General features: G+C 43.9%; 15 protein-coding genes. 6 read left to right on the top strand and 9 right to left on the bottom strand.

Annotated elements, in window-relative coordinates:
- Positions 1–66 precede the first annotated feature (66 nt).
- A complete protein-coding gene (infA, locus tag ACPUEY_RS02455) occupies positions 67–288 on the bottom strand; it encodes a translation initiation factor IF-1 (RefSeq protein WP_001284370.1) in 222 nt (73 codons plus the stop codon).
- Positions 289–519: 231 nt separating this feature from the next.
- Here infA and ACPUEY_RS02460 point away from each other — a divergent pair, with 231 nt between their 5' ends.
- Positions 520–1527: an AraC family transcriptional regulator gene (locus tag ACPUEY_RS02460; protein ID WP_425121025.1), complete on the top strand. Its 1008-nt coding sequence runs from the start codon at positions 520–522 to the stop codon at positions 1525–1527.
- 129 nt (positions 1528–1656) lie between these two features.
- On the opposite strand, the gene truA is transcribed toward ACPUEY_RS02460, so the two are convergent.
- The 5 genes from truA to asd form a co-directional block, all read right to left on the bottom strand.
- Positions 1657–2454 carry a tRNA pseudouridine(38-40) synthase TruA gene (gene truA, locus ACPUEY_RS02465; protein WP_425121026.1) on the bottom strand — a complete coding sequence of 266 codons (798 nt, stop codon included), beginning with the start codon at positions 2452–2454 and terminating at the stop codon, positions 1657–1659.
- Between the two features lie 12 nt (positions 2455–2466).
- Positions 2467–3435 (bottom strand): asparaginase, encoded by a 969-nt coding sequence (locus tag ACPUEY_RS02470; protein ID WP_425121027.1) that lies wholly within the window; start codon positions 3433–3435, stop codon positions 2467–2469.
- 46 nt (positions 3436–3481) lie between these two features.
- Positions 3482–4795 (bottom strand): fimbrial protein FimV, encoded by a 1314-nt coding sequence (locus tag ACPUEY_RS02475; protein ID WP_425121030.1) that lies wholly within the window; start codon positions 4793–4795, stop codon positions 3482–3484.
- 69 nt (positions 4796–4864) lie between these two features.
- Positions 4865–6310, bottom strand: coding sequence for a hypothetical protein (locus ACPUEY_RS02480; RefSeq protein WP_425121031.1), 1446 nt, complete (start codon positions 6308–6310; stop codon positions 4865–4867).
- Between the two features lie 139 nt (positions 6311–6449).
- Positions 6450–7568: an aspartate-semialdehyde dehydrogenase gene (gene asd / locus ACPUEY_RS02485; RefSeq protein WP_425121032.1), complete on the bottom strand. Its 1119-nt coding sequence runs from the start codon at positions 7566–7568 to the stop codon at positions 6450–6452.
- Positions 7569–7757: 189 nt separating this feature from the next.
- Here asd and ACPUEY_RS02490 point away from each other — a divergent pair, with 189 nt between their 5' ends.
- Together ACPUEY_RS02490 and ACPUEY_RS02495 are read left to right on the top strand one after the other, a co-directional pair.
- A complete protein-coding gene (locus ACPUEY_RS02490; protein ID WP_425121033.1) occupies positions 7758–8888 on the top strand; it encodes an endonuclease/exonuclease/phosphatase family protein in 1131 nt (376 codons plus the stop codon).
- A 220-nt stretch (positions 8889–9108) separates the two neighbouring features.
- On the top strand, positions 9109–9501 hold the full coding sequence (locus ACPUEY_RS02495) for a hypothetical protein (protein WP_425121035.1): 393 nt from the start codon (positions 9109–9111) through the stop codon (positions 9499–9501).
- 143 nt (positions 9502–9644) lie between these two features.
- Here ACPUEY_RS02495 and ACPUEY_RS02500 read toward each other — a convergent pair whose 3' ends face one another.
- The 3 genes from ACPUEY_RS02500 to ACPUEY_RS02510 all read right to left on the bottom strand — a co-directional run bounded on the left by ACPUEY_RS02500 (position 9645) and on the right by ACPUEY_RS02510 (position 13965).
- A complete protein-coding gene (locus tag ACPUEY_RS02500; protein WP_425121036.1) occupies positions 9645–10745 on the bottom strand; it encodes a glycosyltransferase family 4 protein in 1101 nt (366 codons plus the stop codon).
- 267 nt (positions 10746–11012) lie between these two features.
- Positions 11013–11948: a lauroyl acyltransferase gene (locus tag ACPUEY_RS02505; RefSeq protein ID WP_425121037.1), complete on the bottom strand. Its 936-nt coding sequence runs from the start codon at positions 11946–11948 to the stop codon at positions 11013–11015.
- Between the two features lie 106 nt (positions 11949–12054).
- Positions 12055–13965, bottom strand: coding sequence for an ATP-binding cassette domain-containing protein (locus tag ACPUEY_RS02510; protein ID WP_425121038.1), 1911 nt, complete (start codon positions 13963–13965; stop codon positions 12055–12057).
- A gap of 33 nt (positions 13966–13998) precedes the next feature.
- On the opposite strand from ACPUEY_RS02510, the gene ACPUEY_RS02515 reads away from it, so the two are divergent.
- The 3 genes from ACPUEY_RS02515 to ACPUEY_RS02525 form a co-directional block, all read left to right on the top strand.
- On the top strand, positions 13999–14244 hold the full coding sequence (locus ACPUEY_RS02515; RefSeq protein ID WP_092819062.1) for a SlyX family protein: 246 nt from the start codon (positions 13999–14001) through the stop codon (positions 14242–14244).
- Positions 14245–14471: 227 nt separating this feature from the next.
- A complete protein-coding gene (locus ACPUEY_RS02520; protein WP_425121039.1) occupies positions 14472–15473 on the top strand; it encodes a hypothetical protein in 1002 nt (333 codons plus the stop codon).
- Between the two features lie 21 nt (positions 15474–15494).
- The coding region (locus ACPUEY_RS02525) for a PIN domain-containing protein (protein WP_425121041.1) at positions 15495–16255 on the top strand (761 nt) is incomplete at its 3' end.

Raw genomic sequence — 16255 nt, forward strand, 5'->3', positions numbered from 1 at the left:
CACGGTCAGTAAGTATAAACCCAATAAAAAAGCCACTGTTTAAGTGGCTTTTGCTTACGCTAAAACTTAGCGTGCACGATAAGTAATACGACCCTTGGTCAAATCATAAGGGGTCATTTCTACTTTCACACTGTCGCCAGTCAAAATACGAATATAATGTTTACGCATTTTACCAGAGATGTGGGCAATCACTTCGTGACCGTTCTCTAAACGTACACGGAACATAGTATTAGGAAGCGTCTCGGTGACAACGCCTTCGAACTCGATGAGTTCCTCTTTATTGGCCATAGCCTACCTGAATGAATAAATTGGAAAGGCGCAAATTATAGTCAATTTTTTTGCATAAAACAAGGCACAATGCGGCTTTGCTGGTTCATCTGTCAGTTAAATAAGCGAACTCTCCGTATAAAGATTTTCTGTAAAAAAGCGCATTGTTCTGTTGTCAGTTTGGTCAATCGCAGTTAATCTAAAATCAATCTTTTTAAGTATAAATGAAGAACATACAAGGAAGGTTTTTGCGTGGGTCAGCTAACTGATGCATCAGTTGTTTTACGATTGGGTTATCAAGCCATTCGTCGTGCAGGTTTGCCAACTGAAGAAATTTTAATGAAAGCTGGTGTGGCCTTAAATCAGGTCGAAACCAATGACCGTACCCCGCTTAGTGCTCAATATGCGTTTTGGGTGGCTGCGGAAGAGGTCAGTAAAGATCCCGATATTGGTTTGCATTTGGGTGAACACCTGCCTTTATACCGTGGGCAAGTGATTGAACACCTGTTTATTTCCAGTGAAAACTTTGGTGAAGGGCTGAAGCGTGCTCTGGCTTATCAGCGCCTGATCAGTGATGCTTTTCATGCCAAGCTGGTGATTGAAGATGACCGTTGCTATTTGACCAATGGTGAGCAACCTTGGGGTGAAAATATCGTTAATCGGCATTTTTCTGAGTGTGCGATGTCGGGTGTGCTGCGTTTCTTCAAATTTATTACTGAAGGCCGTTTTCAGCCGATCTATATCGATTTTAACTTTAGTCAGGGTGCACCTGATGATGAATATTTCCGGGTCTATGAATGTCCAGTCAGCTTAGGACAAAAAGAAACCCGTTTATATTTCGATCCTGCGATTTTAGATTACCAGTTATGGCAAGCAGAGCCGGAGCTGTTGCAGTTACATGAGCAGCTGGCCATTGAAAAGCTGCAGGAACTGGCGCGTTATGATCTGGTCGGTGAAGTGCGCCGTGCAATTGGTTCGACTTTAGAAAGTGGCGAAACTACTTTGGAAACCGTAGCCACGCATTTAAATATTACGCCGCGCCGTTTACGTACCCAGCTGAGTGAAGCGAATACCAGTTTTCAGCAAATCTTGTCCGACTATCGCTGTCGTTTGGCAAAGAAATTACTGGCCAATACGGCGGAAAGCGTGGAACGGATTGTGTATCTGACCGGTTTTTCCGAGCCGAGCACTTTTTATCGTGCCTTTAAGCGCTGGACTAATGAAACGCCGGTGGAATATCGAAAAAGGAAGCAGCGTTAAGTTTGAAAATTTAAAAACCTTTCCTAAACAGAATCCCCCTAAATCCCCCTTTTGAAAGGGGGACTTTCGTTTTTAAAGTCTCGAAATGGAACTCCTCCCTTTGGAAAAGGGAGGTAGGGAGGGATTAAATCACTCCGGCATATTTAACCAGTGCGGGCCCAAAGGCATTTTAGGAAGCTCAAACTGTTCAGGGTAATCGGCATGGATAAAATACAAGCCATCCGGTGGTGCGGTGATTCCTGCTGCCTTGCGGTCTTCAGCGGCAAAAATGCTATCAATATGATCAACATCATACATGCCCTGACCAATTTCCAGTAAACAGCCCATGATGTTGCGTACCATATGGTGCAAGAAGCCATCTGCCTGAATATCTAAAACCAGATAGCAACCATGTTGAATCAGGCGACAATGCTTGACATGACGAACCGGCTGGTTGGATTGACAGGCTGCGGCACGGAAACTTTCAAAGTTATGCGTGCCTTCAAACTTTTTCGCCGCTGCAATCATCTTTTCTACATCTAGTGGGTAGTAAGCATGCGTGACCTGTTTATGCAGAAGCGCGGGGCGCTGCGGATTGTTGTAGACCACATAGCGATAACGGCGTGCCTGAGCCTTAAAGCGGGCATGGAAATCGTGGTCCATCTGCTTGATCCACTGAAAGGCGATATCTTTAGGCAGCTGGCTGTTTGCCCCCATCAGCCAGCCACGAATCGGGCGGATGGCATGGGTATCGAAATGGGCCACCATATTGGTGGCATGAACACCGGCATCGGTACGACCTGCACCGTGCAAAATGATCGGTTCATCGGCAATTTTGCTCAGCACTTTTTCAATGGTTTCCTGCACGCTTGGAACGCCAGGCTGCTGAGTTTGCCAGCCTCTATATCGAACGCCACAAAACTCAATACCAACCGCAAAACGTTGCATATTTACCTCAAATTACATGTGATCATGCCAATGAGCCTGCCATTGGTCTACAGCGTCGTATTGTAAATACATTTTCAGTGCTTTTGCATAAAGATCTGCATGTCCCAGACAATCACTCAGGATAATATTGGCTTGCAGTGTCCATTGGCTAATGGCATAACGCTGATCAATTCCCCCAAAAGGTACTTGAGTGGTTAAAATCACTGCACAGCCGGCTTGTTGCAGTTTTTGAATGCAAGCTATCAGTTGATCATTCACTGCCAGATTTCCGGTGCCAAAGCCTTGCAGAATCAGGAAGTTGGGTGGGGCCTGACAAATGGTTTGCAGATTAGCAATCTGCTGGACCAAATCCAGGGGCTGCATCATCAGGCTTAAACAGTTAAAGGAGGCTGCCTTATTGATATCATCCTCATGGACGATATAGCTGGGGCTATGGGCAATAGATTCGGCTGCGTTGATTCCGCTAAAGGCATCCAGTTCTGTGGTATGAATTTTTAATGCAGTCTGGGCATGAACCAAATGATGATGAAAAGCCAAATAAACCCCTACCGGATATTTAACTACACAGTCCAAGGCAAAGTTCAAATTGTCAATCGCATCGGTAAATTCGCGGGTATTGTTTCCCGCCGCATTTAACAGGGGATACTGGCTGCCGGTCATGACCACATGTGCAGATTGGCCCAGAAAGCGTGACAGGACGGCGCTGGCATAACTAAGGGTATCCGTTCCATGAATAATCACAAAATGTTCAAAATGCTGTAGCTGAAGCTGTTGAATAGATTGAACCAGTTTCAGCCAGTCTGGGGCTGTGCAGGCACTACTGTCCTGAATGGCCGGTGCAACAAAACATTCGATCTGCTGATCGAGAGGGAGAACATGTTGCAGTTTCGGAATAAATTGCTCGGCCGGCATCGGGCTGAGTGGATCACCAATACAGCCAAATGTACCGCCCATATAGATTAATGCTATTTTTTTCATCATAAAAAAAGCAGCCAAGGATGACTGCTTTATAGTAGATCGAAATCGCTTAAGATGCTATTTGATTGCGTAAATGATCTGCCAGCTGGCGTTGTTCAGGCGTATAGCCAGCCTCTTGCTCTGCCAGTAATTCGCGTGCCGATTCCACCGCACCGAGCTGGATGTATTGCTGTGCCAGTTCCAGATTCAGGTTGATTTCATCCACTTCAGTCAGCTCAGGGAAGGATTGAACCAACGGATCATTTTTATCTGCTTTGGCTGCAGATGAGCTGATATTGCTAATATCAAAGTTTACGCCCGCAGCTTTTGCTGGCACTACCTCTGCAATTGGCTCTTCAATCGGGGTCGCTGGCTCTAAATTAAAGTCCAGATCCAGGCTTGGTGTGGTCTCTTCAGCTGCAACTTTTGTTTCAGCTGCTGGCGCTTCTGCAATGGAGAAATCAAAATTAAATTCAGGTTTTTCTTCTACAGCAGGCTCAATACTGGCAGCTTTCTCAGTTGCCGGTTGTCCGGTTGTTGCAGTGTCTAAACTAAATGAGAAATCCAAAGGCTGGATTTCTTGAACCGGGGCAGCTTCTGGCTGGCTTTCTGCTACAGGTGCAGGATCAAGATTGAGATTGTTAAAATCTAGAGGCTTGATTTCTTCAGCTGGTGCAGTTGCTGCTTCTGCCGCTGAATCCAGAGATAGACTGCTGAAATCAAGAGGTTTGATTTCTTCAACGGCTGCTGTTTGCGGAGCAAGCTGGTCTTGCTGTAACTGATCAAAGGCAAGATCATTTGTTGCAGCAGGTGCAACAGCGTCATTCATTAATGCATCAAAATCAGCAGTATTCTTGGTCTCGGTAAGCGCTGGTTCAGCCGCTGTAGCAACAGTGGAGGATGGTTTAAACTCAATGGTATCTTTAGAACCTACAGCTTGCTTCTCATGTGCTTCTTTTTTAGCAAGCGCCTGTTCCAGAAAATCATCCAGTTCTAATGAGCGCAGGTGATTAATCAGCTGGCTGATGGCAAATTCATCTTTCTGCAGGATGTGAATGTCCAGCAACAACAAATACAATTCGTGCTGTGAATTGTCTTTATTTAAAGCCTGATTAATCTGTGCTTCAGCAGAGAAAAAATTGTTTTCGCGAATCAGGGCTTCAATTTTATTGCGGACATCGGCAGCTAAAGGGGTGGTTTTTTTCTTTGCAACAACAGTATCAGCAACTTCTTTTGTTTTTGTCACTGTTTTTTTAGTTGAGCTTACTTTTTGAGTTTTGCCCTTAGCTGTTGTTGTTTTACCTGATTCTTGGCTGTCTTGACGTTTTTTGAAAACGACCAAAACAATAATTAATATTACTAATGGAATCACATAAATCAGCATGTTTTAACCCCTAGAGAGTAGGACTTTAGAGATGTGCCTACTCAAAAAATCATCGTATGTAACATTAAGTTAGTGTATTGGCTTCTTATCTGCCTGTTGAGCTTTCAATTGTTGCTGCAATTGGGCTAGACGGGCATTTAATAATTGAATTCTGTGATCCTTCTGATTTAGTGCCAATTCTAATTGAGTTACGTTTCTCTGTAATCTAACGGTTTTTTCGCGAGATGTCATAACTTTTAATGATAACTCATTAGAAGTTTGCTTTTTTTCTGTGTTCTTTTTGGCAGAACCGCTGGCTGAATCTTGTTCTTTCTCTGCAACCAGGCTCATTTCTGCCTGATTTAAGCGATATTTGGCCTTAGCTGACTGATTGGACGGTTTGGAAGGTGCTTTGGCTAAATGGGCAACTTTTGCTTTTGGCTCTTCTTTTGGGATGGTCCCAGTATTTAAATTCAAAGCGGCGCCGCGACGCAAACGGTTCACATCACCTTGAATAAACGCATGCTCATTATTGGCCTTGATTTGTTTCATGACTTCGCCAATTGGACGATTTTGCTCAGTGGCCACACGTGATGCAATTGCCCAGAGTGACTCATTTGACTGCACCACATGCTTGCTGGCCTGTGCTGTCACGGTAGGCTGAGGCGATGTTGCAGGTGCTGTTTCCGGTTTGCTTTTCGGTGCTGTAGCTGCTACAGGTTCTGCTGCTACTTTGGGTTTAGCCATTTGTTGATGTGCAGATGCTGCATATTGTCTGACTAAAGGATCTGCCGAGATACTAGGGTTTAAAGCATTTGAATTATTTGAAATTTTTGCTTCATTTTTTGTTGAAATTTTTGCCGGAATGGTACTCTTGCTTTCAGTCGGAGCATTTTGCGGAGTTTGAACCGGCTGTACAGATGGCACTGCCATTGCAGAAATAACCACAGGTGCAGCAGAACTGTTTAAACTCGGTGGAGCAGCTTTATGGAGCATTAATGGCGCTTCAAATGATTGCTGAAGTGCTGTTTGTGGTTTTTCAATCCGATATTGTGTACTTTCAGGCAGTTGTAATGCAATATCCTTTTCACTGACAATGGTGATTGGGGTTAACGGTTTTTCATTGCCTGAGAGTCGGGCCTGAATATTTGCCTGGCTGCGTTTCAGCGGGGTCCTGATATGCTGTAAACGTGTCGCATTGCCTTCCTGAATTTTAATAATAATGTTCAGTTCAGCATCCGTTAAGGGGCGTGACGAGGTAATGGTAATGACACCGTTGCCCGAGCTATCGCGACGGGTAAAGAAATTGAGATGTCCGGGAGCTTGATAGGCAACGCCTAAAGTTGCGATATCTTCCGCATCAGCCAGGCTGGCCTGAATTTGTGCCTGCGGATCAGCATTGCGGAAATTCATTTCTGCATACAGTAATTCACCTGCTGCAGATTGAACTTGAATAGGATCAATAGTAATCGCATGAATATTCTGCGAAGCAATAATGGCTAAAATGGCTATCTTTAATTTGTTATATACGGTCATCTTAATCTTTAGCTCGGTTTTTTTATCGCACTGCGAAAGTTATAGATTAACGAGGTGTTGAAGAATTGTAAAACATTTAACATAAAGGATACATAAAAAAAGCCGATCAATTGTGACCGGCTTTTCTTTCATTTAGCTATTAAGCATTTTTGTAATCGATCAGGATACGTAACATACGGCGTAAAGGTTCTGCAGCGCCCCAGAGCAATTGGTCACCTACAGTGAATGCTCCCAGGTATTCTTTACCCATGTTAAGCTTGCGTAAACGGCCCACTGGAACAGACAGGGTACCTGTGACTGCTACCGGAGTCAGATCAGTCATCGATGCTTCACGGGTGTTCGGCACAACTTTAGACCAGTCGTTTGCACTTGCGATGATATCTTCGATTTCATCAAGCGGTACATCTTTTTTCAGTTTCAATGTCAGTGCTTGAGAATGGCAGCGCATCGCACCAATACGTACACAATGGCCATCAATAGGAACAATCTGCGAGTTACCCAGGATTTTGTTGGTTTCAACCTGGCCTTTCCACTCTTCTTTCGACTGACCGCTTTCAAGCTGTTTGTCGATATACGGAATCAAGGAACCTGCTAAAGGCACGCCAAAGTTTGCTGATGGGAAACCTTCACCGCGTTGTAATGCCGCAATTTTAGAATCGATATCCAAAATTGGAGAGCGTGGGTCGTCTAACAAGTTTTTGGTGTTGTTATACAGATAGCCCATACCGTTGATGAGTTCACGCATGTTTTGCGCGCCCGCACCTGAAGCGGCCTGATAAGTCATTGAGGTTGCCCATTCCACCAGATTATTCTGGAACAGACCGCCTAAGCCCATCAGCATCAAGGAAACGGTGCAGTTACCGCCAACGAAAGTTTTAGTCCCGTTCACCAAACCATCTTTAATTACGTTCATGTTGACTGGGTCAAGCACGATGATGGCTTCATCCGCCATACGCAAGGTAGATGCCGCATCAATCCAGTAACCATTCCAGCCTTCAGCTTTCAGTTTCGGGAAAACCTCAGTGGTGTAATCACCACCTTGGCAGGTAATAATGACATCCATTTGCTTCAGACTGTTAATGTCTGATGCATCCATAAGTGCTGGGGCAGTCTTACCGCCAAACGCAGGCGCTTCACCACCTGCATTACTGGTAGAAAAATAGAATGGCTCAAAATGAGCGAAATCATTCTCTTCAACCATACGTTGCATAAGGACGGAACCCACCATCCCGCGCCAACCGACCAGACCTACTTTCATGCCACTTCGCCTCGGTGCGTTAAAAAAAATCAAAAGGGATTCGAGTGTATCAAAAAGGGACGTGACTGCAAGTACTACATAATGAAAACATCAATATTATTGAGCGAAATATCTTGTTTATGTTACATACAAAATTGATAAAGTTTTTCAACTGCAGATCAAATTACCAAGATAAAAAGAGTAAAGCTGATGATTTGGGTGGAAATAATTGCAGTTCTGGTGATATGGCTGACATTCTGGTCACTGATTCCACGGAATGAATGGTGGATTCGAGGTGCTGATTTTCCACGTTTGCAAATTCTGTTTCTAGGAGTGATTGCTTTTATTCTACTGCTGGTCTGGGATCAGCCCTGGAATTTAACACGGAAAATTATTTTTATCGGTCTGATGGCGGCACTGGCGTACCAGCTCAAAATGGTGCTGCCTTATACCTTTATCTGGAAAAAGCAGGTCAAGCATGTTCGCAAACATCAGCTCAATCCGGACAGGCAAATTTCCCTGATTATTTCCAATGTTCTGACGACAAATAACAAATACCAGTTGCTGCTTGAGCAGATTCAAAAATACCAACCTGATTTGGTATTAACTTTGGAATCAGACCGGGTCTGGCAAAAAGCACTTTCCGTGATTGAAAAAGATTATCCCTACCGGGTGCCTGTACCTCTGGATAATCTATACGGTATGCATCTGTATAGCCGTTTAGAGCTGAAAGATACCGAAGTCAAGTTCATCTTAAGTGATGAGATCCCTTCCATTCATACCACAGTCATTTTACGTTCAGGCCAGCCGGTACAGCTTTATTGCCTGCATCCCAAACCGCCCAGCCCCACTGAAGCGAAAGATTCAACCTTACGGGATGCGGAACTATTAATTGTGGGTGACCAGATCAAGGATCTGGATGAAAGCTGCATTGTGATGGGAGATTTGAATGACGTGGCCTGGTCGAGAACAACCCGACTGTTTCAGCGGATAAGTGGCCTGCTCGATCCACGGGTGGGGCGGCACTTTGTGAACACCTTCCATGCCGATTATCCCTTATTGCGTTGGTCACTGGATCATATTTTTCACAGTACCGATTTTGCCTTGGTGCGCATGAAAAGGTTGCCCCATATCGGTTCAGACCATTTTCCGGTATATGTGGTTTTACAGACAGGACGGATTTTTGAACAGGTGCAAGAGGAGTTGGAGCAAACGGATGCCGATGAGCGGGAGGCACACGAAACAATAAAAGAAGGTATTGAAAAAGCTGAAAAAGAAGAAAAACCAGTCACCGATGAAATTGCCCAGGCCTATAAAAATGGGATAAAGCAGACTGAATAAATAATAGAAAAGTGTACGAAATGGCTTACACCGATTTAGGTCAATTGCGAATAGTTCTTTTTTCTAAACTCATTTAATCTAAACTCATCAGCCAAGGAGCCGGGAAAGGAACATCCCATTATGGAAGATGAAATTTGCGGCTGAGAGAAAGTCATCATGGATATGATGCAGCAATGGACAGCAATAACAAAATAAAAATAACACTTGGAAGCACAACCTCATGTACCCGAGTTTTGCAGGATGCAGAACTCGGGTTTATGGTTTTATAGAACATCCTAAAAATAAAATTTCAGTCATGTATTTATCAAAGTTTCAAGAACTTAAAATTTATATCGTAAATTTTACGGAACTATCACGTGATGCTTTACATATGTATGCCGGGTTGATGCTATTCTTTATCGTGGCGTTTTTCCACCATCGTCAGTTGAAGTCGAAGTGGTCGATTTGGACTGTACTCATTGTTGCAATTGCTGCAGAGCTGTTTGATGCCCGTGATAATTTAATCAACCATGGGCTGTGGCGCATTGGTGCCAGTCTGCACGATATCATTAACACCATTTTCTGGCCGCTGCTCATTTGGCTCATGGCACGATTTCGGCTGTGGAAGGGTTAAGCGTATCGAGGGGTTAATTCTATGATGACTTTTGCAATATCAATGCCTGCCATCCTCCTATATCCAATAGTTACTAAAATTTGTTTTTAGTTTCGGTATTGCTCACCGCGTGTCGCCCTTGAAAAATGCCCCATCAATGCAGTCTATTTCAAGACTTGCTTATATAAGTGAAGCGTCTGATCACACATCTCTTTCAGGCTAAACATTGTGACCGGCTTCACTTGTTGCGGTTCATCTATATGCTGCTTGACCGCATTGAACAGTGCAGCGTGATCATCCACGGCAATTAAACCTTGGGGATAGACCTGCGATAAAATTTCTGCCACGCCACCACGGTTCCAGCCAATCACTGGAGTGCCTACCGATAGTGCTTCTAAAGCGGTACGACCGAAAGTTTCTGCCTGATTGGAAAGGGAGAGCACCACATCGCTAAATGCTAGCCATTCACGGATATCTGAGCGATGACCCACGAAAGTGATTTTGTCACTCAAGCCCTTGTTTTGAATGGTGTCCTGCATTTCTTTCAAATAAGCGGCTTTTTTCGGGTCAGCGCCGCCCACCACCACTGCATGCAAATTCGGGTAGTGTTGCTGTAATTTTTCGACTAACTCAATCAGGGTTTCATGGCCTTTTAAACGAGTAATCCGTCCTGGAAGGCAAAGCAGAAACTTGTTTTCCAGCTCGGGAAAATCTTTAAAGGTTTGATTCAGCCATTGTACTGATGGCTGATAACCATGCGGGAAAGCAGCAGGGTCTATGCCACGGTAAATTCGCACAATATCCTGCGCTGGGCAGTTTTTGTAATTGTCGGTAATGTATTTGACCACACTGTCGGATACGGCAATGACTTTTTCAGCCCGGGTCATAATTTGGCTGTATCGGTTAATCGAATAGAAGCCATGCACAGTACTGATTAAATGTGGCCGACGCGCAGCTGGAATGCCTTTTAAGGCAAAATGGGTCAGCCATGCAGGCACGCGGGAACGCACATGCACGATGTCGGGCTGGTGCTGCTCGATCAGCTGACGCAGTGGACGAATTTGCCATAAGCTCGACAGGGCTTTTTTATGAATGGCCAAGGTCAGATGCCTTGAGCCTTCGGCTTCAAGCTGGGCCACCAGCCGCCCCCCATTCGACACCACCAAAGATTCATGACCCTCTGCAACCAGGGCGCGGGCGATTTCTAAAGTACCGCGTTCTACGCCACCGCTATTCAGTTCAGGAAGAAGTTGCATCACTTTCATGGTTTTTTGCCTTATATGTTCATAAAGATGAATAATTCACAGGTATATCATCATCTTAAACAATAAATTTTTATTCGAAATTTACTATCGTGATAGCGACATGGATGTCGCCGTTTCGCTGTGTTACAAGGATGTAACATCAGCGGAACACAGGATTTTTGCTTACTTTTCATCCCTGAAAAGTAAGGGATGCCTATGCGAAAGAATTTGAATATCACCTTAAATCGAGGCCGTGTTCACTGCTAATTTAAAATCATTGCATCTATATCAATAGATTTCCTCAAAGCCTTCCGGACGGGTTTTAAAGCGGCGATGGAACCACATGTATTGGGTCGGGGCAATACGCAGCTGACGTTCAATAATCTGGTTGACCCGGGTGGCATCATCGACTTCATCTTCACTGGGCAAATTATCCACCACAGGTTCAATCAGCACGTGATAACGCGGATCTTTTAAATCACCAGTGCGATAAAAATATAAAGGAATCGGTACGGCTTTGGAGATTTTCAGTAAACGGCGATGTGCCGTGACTGTGGCAGCAGGTGTACCGAAAAACGGTGCCATCACGCCCTGCTTTAAACCAAAATCCTGATCCGGACTATACCAGATCGCGTGTCCCTCTTTCAGGTTACGGATCAGGCCACGCATGTCGTCATGGTCAATCTGATGGGCATAAATGGTGGCACGACAGCGGTAAATCAGCATGTCGAGCAGGGGATTGTTCTGCGGACGATAGACCACATCCGGTTCGAAATACTGGGCACACAGGTAGCCACCGGCATCCAGCAAGGTGGAATGCGTTCCGAGCAATAAAACCCCTTTTCCTGCGGCTTGGGCATTTTGAATATGTTCCAGCCCTTCAATCGTGACGCGGCCTTTAAACCAGTGCGGGCAGTACCAGGCATTCAAGGTTTCAAAGATCCCAGTCATCTGGTCTATAAAAACCTGACGCGCATGTTCCTGTACCTGTTCAGGCGTCCATTCAGGAAAACAGACTTCCAGATTGCGGACTGTGGTTTTACGCCGAGATTTCAGCTTGTTGAACGCCAGATTGCCCAGAAAAGTGGCCAGACGGTACTGAATCGCCCAGGGTAAAATCGCCAAAATCATCAGAAATACAATCCCAATCCAGATGCCCCAATATTGAGGCAGCAGGAAAGACCATTGGAATTCTCCGGGAGTGTAATCTGGCTTTTTACTCATAGTGACCATTTTGAACAAAAGTTTTTTGCAAGTGTAACATGAAGTTATTTTTTAAATAAAAAAGCACCTGTAAAGTCAATTACAGGTGCCCGCATGATGAACCAGATTAATTGCCGTTAACAAGATTTTCCAATTCTTCCCAACGCTCTAATTTTTCCAGTAACAGGTCATCAATTTCAGTCAGGCGGTTGGAAAGTTTCATGGCTTTGTCTGCATCGCTCACAAACAGGGAACCATCGGCAAGTTGAGCGTTAATTTCAGCTTGCTCTTTTTCCAGCGCTTCCATTTCAGCAGGCAGTTGCTCTAAAGCACGCTGATCTTTATAGCTGAGTTTCACTTTCTTTGCTGGAGCAGGTTCTGCGGCTTTGGCTTCTGCTTTAGCTACGGCTTTTTTGACATCACTTTTCTGATCCACCACAGTCTGATCAGGACGTTGTTGCAAGTAATCTTGATAGCCGCCGATGTATTCATCGATATTGCCTTTACCGTCGAATACCCAGGTTGATGTCACCACGTTGTCCATAAAGGCACGGTCATGCGAAATCAGTAACAGGGTACCTTTATAATCGCCGAGCATTTCTTCCAGCAATTCAAGCGTCACCATATCCAGGTCGTTGGTGGGTTCGTCCATCACAATCAGGTTGGATGGTTTGAGCAACAGTTTGGCAAGCAGAATACGGTTACGTTCACCACCGGAAAGCGCTTTGACCGGGGTACGCGCACGTTCAGGCGAGAATAGGAAGTCCTGTAAATAGCTATAGATATGACGACGCCCACCGTTGACATCAACAAAGTCCGAACCTTCAGAGACATTTGCCGCCACGGATTTTTCCAGATCCAGTGCATTACGCAGCTGGTCAAAGTAGGCAACCTCAAGCTGGGTACCGGTTTTCACCGAACCGCCATGTTCAATTTCACCTAAAATGGCTTTAATCAGGGTGGTTTTGCCGACACCGTTATCACCGACTAAACCAATGCGGTCGCCACGTAAGACCAGCGCTGAGAAATCCTTGATAATGGGTTCCTGATTGCCAAAGGCCACACGTAAATGCTCAATCTCGAACACCACTTTGCCTGAGCGGTTGGCTTCCTGAGTCGCCATGCTGACTTTACCTTGCTGGAAGCGACGTGCCTTGGATTCTTCACGTAAGGCTTTTAAGGCACGGACACGGCCTTCGTTACGGGTACGGCGTGCTTTAATGCCTTGGCGAATCCAGGCTTCTTCTTCGGCCAGTTTTTTATCAAACAGCGCATTCTGTTTTTCTTCGGCTTCCATTTGCTGCGCTTTTAAGTCGAGATAACGTGAATAGTTACCTTCATAGCTGCGTAAAATGCCGCGATCCAGTTCTACAATACGGGTGGCAATGTTGTCGACAAATGAACGGTCATGCGAAATAAATAACAGGGTCAGGTTATTTTGATCGAGCAGGAATTTTTCCAGCCATTCAATACTTTCAACGTCCAGATGGTTGGTCGGTTCGTCCAGCAGCAACACATCGGGTTGCATCAACAAAGCACGGGCGAGCAGTACACGACGTTTACGACCACCGGATAAATCAGCCAGATCTGCCTCAGGATCTAGCCCCATCTTGCTTAAAATGGAATTGACTTTGGTCTCTAAAGCCCAGCCATCCAGTTGATCCATTTTATGTTGCAAATGACCCATACGGTCGCAGGCTTCCATATCTCCCAGTACACAGGCATCACTGGCTTCATGATATGCTTTTAATACTTCGGCAGCTTCACCTGCACCCTCGGCAACAATATCAGCGACTTTGCCGGAATCCATCGGGACATCCTGAGCCAGCATGGAGATGGTAATGCCATTTTGCAACGAAACTTCACCGCTATCAGGCAGTAAACTTCCTTCGATGAGTTTAAGTAAGGTAGACTTACCTTCACCATTACGGCCAATCAAACAGACCCGTTCACCGCGTTCCAGATTAAAGTTCGCGCCGTCGAGCAGGGACGGTCCGCCAAACGCAAGTTGGACATCCCTTAAAGTAATATAGGCCATACTGTTTCCTGAAATCCCCAATGAGGACTTAAAATGACTAAACAAAAAAATCTTAATGATCAGGCGTCATTTTCCGCACACTTGGAAGATTTGCAAGTCCGAATTACATTTTTAGATGATTTAGTTGAACAACTCAATGAACAGGTGACACGCCAACATATTGAAATTATGGATTTAAAGAAGCAAATGCAGCTGCTTTATCAGCGTGTGGAATCGGCCGATTTATCGGAAGGCATTGCTGCCTTTGACCCGATGACCAACCGCCCACCGCATTATTGAGCCAGACCCGTCCGTGTATTAAAGCCTTGGTATTGATCAGGGCTTTTTTATTTGAAAAAGAACTTAACTTATCCTTTGCTGCGCCATTGAATAACCTTCTAAACGCAGGGCATTCCGCTTAAGTCATGGCGCAGAATAGAAAACCTCAAGCATAAAATATTTGACCTTTGTCATGGTTCCCGTTCTAATGCACCGCATCTGCCTAGCCGAACTGTCTATTCGAAGATATGAGTCATAAAGTCGTTCTTCTTGATCTTGAAAATAATATGCCGACTGCGCAATTGTTGCGTAACATCATTCCGCATTACGCGGCAATTTACCTGTTTAATTGCCAGGGAAAATTTGAATATTCGCTGGAAGATTTAACAGAATTTTCAAGTTGGGTCAGCAGCGGGCAAGTGGTCATTCTGGAAACGGCAGAAGTCGAGCATAAAGAGTTTGAATACGCGGTTGTGGTTGGACAACTGCTTGCGCTGCTAGATGCCGATACCTCTATTGAACTCATATCTGCCATGCCAAGCAGTGAAACGCTGCTGGAAATGCTGCAATCTTCAAACCTGAACTGTAGCCTGATTCAGATTCAGGCGGAACAACCGGCGTTAAATCCAAAATATAAAATTCCCAGTGTCGAGACGATTCTGCAAAAACCGGATTTGCTTTTGGTGAAAAAGTATTGCGATGCTTTGGGAAAAATGAAAGGTAAACCAAATACGCTAGAGAAGTTGAAGAATTCGCTGGCGAATATTTTGCAACTGTCAAATGATCAGCTTCAGCATTTCACGGGCTTATTGATTAATTTAAAAATTGTGAAATGTTTTGATGAGCAAATCAGCTTTCGTAAAAAAGTCATTAAGCAGTGGATGCAGCTGGATTTAGAGCAGAAATCGTCTATAGAGAAAAAACCTGATATTTCCTCTGTTTTTGCAGAACTTTCCCCTGCATATTCTTCACCAGAAGTCGAGGCAGAGCAGGCCAATACGCTGCATCATGCACAAAAAGAGTTATTTAAAAACTTTTCCAAAATTGATCCTGTTCAGGTGATTGTGGCGCAAAAATTACGCGAATTAAAATCAGACAAGCCCAAAGACATTTATGCCTTGCGTGATTTGCTGGAGCAAATGTTTCCCAAATCGGATGTCCGATTATTGCTTAAAGAGTTGATTGAAAAAGGATATATTTACTGGAATGGTAGTGAAATATTATATAGTCATGAGCTGTTCTTGAATTAATTTCATCGCATGAGGGGAAGCATGAAAAAAATATTATTACTTGATATTGAAAATTTACATAAGACTGAAAATGAGTTACTGACTTATTTAAAACAATATTCTTCGATATATTTAGTTTACGCTAAGTCTCCAATTAATTTTAGTTTGGATGGTTTAGTAAAGTTATCTCCATTTATCATGAATGGAAAATTAAAAGTTTTAAAAATGCCCAAGATTGGTAAAGATGCAGCAGATTTTGGATTAACATTTATAGCAGGTCAACTTTCTACACAAGTTTCGTCTAAAGACTTTAGTTTTGATGTAATGTCTAATGATCACTCAATGGAGTATGTTATTGATTTATTGAAAATAGCTAAATTTGAAGCAAAAATTATTCATGAGAAACCTTTAGTTTCCCCTCATGTCGTAAATGAAGTTAAAGCTGAACAGAATGTTGATGATTTAATTTTTCAATATTGTGAATATTTAACAAAAAATGCCGCTAGACCTGCAAAGTTAGAAAGTTTATTAAACTCCCTAAAAGCGATATTAAAAGTGAATGATGATGTTGCTAAGGTCTTGGTCGAGATATTAAAAAAACACAAAATTATCCGTTTGGATAATGGAAAACCATTTTATCAAGATTTGAGTTTGCAGAAGTATTTGAAATCGAATATGCGAGTTGCTGAAACTGCTGAAACTGCTGAAACTGCTGAAACTGCTGAAACTGCTGAAACTGCTGAAACTGCTGAAACTGCTGAAACTGCTGAAACTGCTGAAACTGCTGAAACTGCTGAAACTGC

Origin of the sequence: Acinetobacter sp. G11 (assembly GCF_049808495.1) — a bacterium.
Classification (GTDB): domain Bacteria; phylum Pseudomonadota; class Gammaproteobacteria; order Pseudomonadales; family Moraxellaceae; genus Acinetobacter; species Acinetobacter kookii.